Raw genomic sequence first — 3,683 nt, 5'->3', positions numbered from 1 at the left:
CAGGACCATGGCCCCCCGGAATGACGATAGCGTCATAGTGCCGGCCGTCGACGTCGGCGAGGACTAGCGGATTGGCGAGCCGCTCCGCTATCGCGTCGAGGTAGCTGCGGAAGTGATCGACATTCGCTTGGCCGACGACGTCGGGGTTCATGCTGTGCTGATCGATCGTCGGCGCAACACCGCCGGGCGTCGCAATGTCGACCGTGCAGCCTTCGGCAATGAACTTCTCGTCCATGACGACAAACTCTTCTGCCCAGACGCCGCTTTCATATTTCGAGCCATCTGCGCGGGTCCAGGTATCGGCGGCAGACAGGACAATGAGGATCTTGGTCATCGTTTTTCTCCAGCAGGTTGATCGTTACTCAGGGCGCGCTCCATCCGGGAGGGCGCACATCGCCCGGGACAAAGACTTGAGCAGAGCACGCGGTACCTTGACGTGCAAAGCAGGGTCCGCACGCATCCATTCAGCTGCATGATTGCCGTTCGTCAGACCTTTGAGGCAGGTCATTATCGTCTCGGTACACCAGAGATAGCCCTACAATCTGGCCGTCACAAAGACTTTGCAACTTGAGCTCCCATGCCTAGAAGGCATGACAAGATGGAACTACGTCACCTGCGCTATTTCGTCGCCGTCGCGGAGACTGGCAGCCTCACGGAGGCGGCGGAGACGCGCCTTCACACCTCGCAGCCGTCGCTCAGTCGTCAGCTCCGGGACCTGGAGGTCGAGGTCGGCACACCTCTCTTCGTGCGCGGCTCGCGCGGTGTCGTGCTTACCCCCGCCGGGGAGGCATTCCTCGATCACGCCCGGCTCACGCTCGCCCAGGCCCGCGAGGCGATCGCAGCGGCGCGGCGGACCGCGCGCCCTGCCAAGGCCAGCTTCGCCGTCGGCTTTCTCACCGGACATGAGGTCGAATGGCTGCGCCACGTCACGAGCGTGTTAAGCGACGAGCTACGGACGACCGATTTCCGGGTCACGAGCGACTTCTCGCCTGCGATCGGCGCCGCAGTGCAGAGCGGCGACATCGACCTCGGCTTCTCGCGTATCGAGCCACAGCCCGACGTGACATACAAAGTCATCGCGCACGAACCGATCGTGGTGATCTTGCCCCGTGAACATGCGCTGGCCTCCCGCGCCGAAATCGATCCGCGCGAGATCGATCCCGCGACCTTCGTCGGCTACTCCGATACGCCGCATGTGCTGCGCAGGATTGTCGAGCGCTATTTCGAAGATCGCGGTCTGACCATGGCGCCCAGCCATTTCCTCGATGGCTATGCGACCGGGATTTCTCTCGTTGCCTCGACCAGAGGGGTCACCCTGCTGCCCGCGTATGTGGAAGCCTTGCTTCCTGCCTCCTTGGTCATTCGGCCACTCGCCGGGAACGGACCGGTGATCGAAGTCGCGGCCGGCTATCGCGCCGACAACCCGTCACCCGTGTTGGCTGCCTTCCTCCGGAACATCGACCGGTTGGTTTCCGCACGTGCGGCAGGCGTGGATGGTAGCTCAGACGTTTGAGTGGGGCGGGCGTGGTGACCACTTTCCATGCTCTGGCGCTGACAGCGGAACGGCCGAACCCGCCACTAGCTGTACCTTCCCGCGCGCAAATTAGCCCGGCGCGCGGATCAGGTGATCAAATGCCGAAAGCCCCGCCTTCGAGCCTTCGCCCATCGCGATCACGATCTGTTTATAGGGTACCGTCGTCACGTCTCCAGCGGCGAAGATGCCGGGCTGGCTCGTCGCACCACGCGCATCGACCTCGATCTCGCCGCGATCGCTGAGCGCCACCGCGCTGCCGAGCCACTCCGTGTTCGGAATTAGGCCGATCTGGACGAAGATACCTTCGAGTTCGACGAGATGCTCCTCGTCCTTGTTGCGGTCGCGATAGCGCAGGCCGACGACCTTCTCGCCATTGCCGAGCACCTCGGTGGTGAGCGCCGACGTAATGATCGTGACGTTCGGCAGGCTGCGGAGCTTCGTCTGGAGCACCGCGTCGGCGCGAAGTTGGCCGTCGAACTCGATCAACGTCACATGCGCGACGAGTCCGGCCAGGTCGATCGCCGCCTCGACACCCGAATTGCCGCCGCCGATCACCGCGACGCGCTTGCCCTTGAACAGCGGACCGTCGCAATGCGGGCAATAGGCAACGCCCTTGTTGCGATATTCGGCTTCGCCCGGGACGCCCATCTGGCGCCAGCGCGCGCCGGTCGACAGGATCACCGTCTTGCCCTTCACGCTCGCGCCGCTCTTCAGCTTCACTTCGTGCAGGCCGTTCGCGCCGCCGGGGATCAACTCTGCGGCTTCCTGAACATTCATGACGTCGACGTCATAATCCTTCACATGCGCTTCCAGTTGCGCGGCGAGCTTCGGACCTTCGGTGTGCTGGACCGAAATGAAATTCTCGATCCCCAGCGTGTCGAGCACCTGCCCGCCGAAGCGTTCGGCGACGATGCCGGTGCGGATGCCTTTGCGTGCGGCATAGATGGCGGCTGCGGCGCCGCCGGGCCCACCGCCGACGACGAGCACGTCGAACGGCTCCTTTGCGGCGATCTTCTCGGCGGCGCGCGCCACGGCGCCGGTGTCGAGCTTGGCGACGATCTGCGCGAGGTCCATGCGGCCCTGCCCGAAGGGTTCGCCATTCAGGAACACCGCGGGCACCGCCATCACCTTGCGGCGCTCGACCTCGTCCTGAAACAGCGCGCCGTCGATCGCCGTGTGGCGGATATTGGGATTGAGTGCCGCCATGATGTTGAGCGCCTGCACGACGTCAGGGCAATTCTGGCGCGAGAGCGAGAAGAAGGTTTCGAAGACAAAGTCGCCCTCCAGCCCGCGCACCGCGTCGAGCAGTTCGGCCTCTTCCTTCGGCGGATGGCCACCGACATGCAGCAGCGCGAGGATCAGCGAGGTGAATTCATGCCCCATCGGCAGCCCCGCGAACACGGCTTCGGCGCGGCCTTCATCGGCCCGGATCGCGAAGGAGGGCCTCCGCGCGTCGTCGCCATCGAAACGCGGGGTGACGAGGTCCGACTGCGCCGCGACCTCTTCGACAAGCGCGCGCATTTCGGCCGACTTGGGCGAGGCGTCGAGGCTCGCGACCAGCTCGATCGGGCGGCGAAGGTTGCCGAGATAGGTTTTGAGCTGGGCGGTCGTGTTGGCGTCGAGCATCGGCATGGGGAGAGCCTTTCGGACAGGAGCAGGGGTTCGCCGCGGCGAACGGCGTCAGAATCTTGTTTTTTTTAGAATGCGAAGACCGGGCGAGCGCCGCCCGCCCGGTCCTGCAAATCGGTCGGCTTAGATTTTGCCGACGAGTTCGATCGAGGGAGCGAGCGTTTCGGCGCCTTCTTCCCACTTCGCCGGGCAGACCTGGCCGGGGTTGGCGCGGACATAGACTGCAGCCTTGATCTTGCGGACGAGTTCTTCGGCGTTGCGGCCGACGCCTTCGCTGGTGATTTCCATCACCTGGATCACGCCGTCGGGATCGACGACGAAGGTCGCGCGGTCGGCGAGGCCCGAATCTTCACGCAGCACGCCGAAATTATTGGCGAGAACGTGGTTCTGGTCGCCCAGCATGTGATAGTTGATCTTGGCGATCGCCGGCGAGCTGTCGTGCCAGGCCTTGTGGCTGAAATGCGTGTCGGTCGACACCGAATAGACTTCGACGCCGAGGCCCTGAAGCGTCGCATATTGG

General features: G+C 64.0%; 3 protein-coding genes and 1 pseudogene. 1 reads left to right on the top strand and 3 read right to left on the bottom strand.

Annotated elements, in window-relative coordinates; genetic code table 11:
• Window positions 1–334: pseudogene (locus VGD20_RS00705) on the bottom strand (hypothetical protein); the annotation flags it as partial.
• Window positions 335–598: 264 nt separating this feature from the next.
• Here VGD20_RS00705 and VGD20_RS00700 point away from each other — a divergent pair.
• Window positions 599–1,513 carry a LysR substrate-binding domain-containing protein gene (locus VGD20_RS00700; protein WP_331132611.1) on the top strand — a complete coding sequence of 305 codons (915 nt, stop codon included), beginning with the start codon at window positions 599–601 and terminating at the stop codon, window positions 1,511–1,513.
• Window positions 1,514–1,603: 90 nt separating this feature from the next.
• Here VGD20_RS00700 and ahpF read toward each other — a convergent pair whose 3' ends face one another.
• Together ahpF and VGD20_RS00690 are read right to left on the bottom strand one after the other, a co-directional pair.
• Window positions 1,604–3,160 (bottom strand): alkyl hydroperoxide reductase subunit F, encoded by a 1,557-nt coding sequence (gene ahpF, locus VGD20_RS00695; protein WP_331132612.1) that lies wholly within the window; start codon window positions 3,158–3,160, stop codon window positions 1,604–1,606.
• 126 nt (window positions 3,161–3,286) lie between these two features.
• A partial coding sequence (locus tag VGD20_RS00690; protein ID WP_331132610.1) for a redoxin domain-containing protein occupies window positions 3,287–3,683 on the bottom strand: 397 nt, incomplete at its 5' end.

Source organism: Sphingopyxis sp. (assembly GCF_036402335.1).
Taxonomy (GTDB): Bacteria; Pseudomonadota; Alphaproteobacteria; order Sphingomonadales; family Sphingomonadaceae; genus Sphingopyxis.
This window is presented reverse-complemented; position numbering and strand designations above follow the sequence as displayed.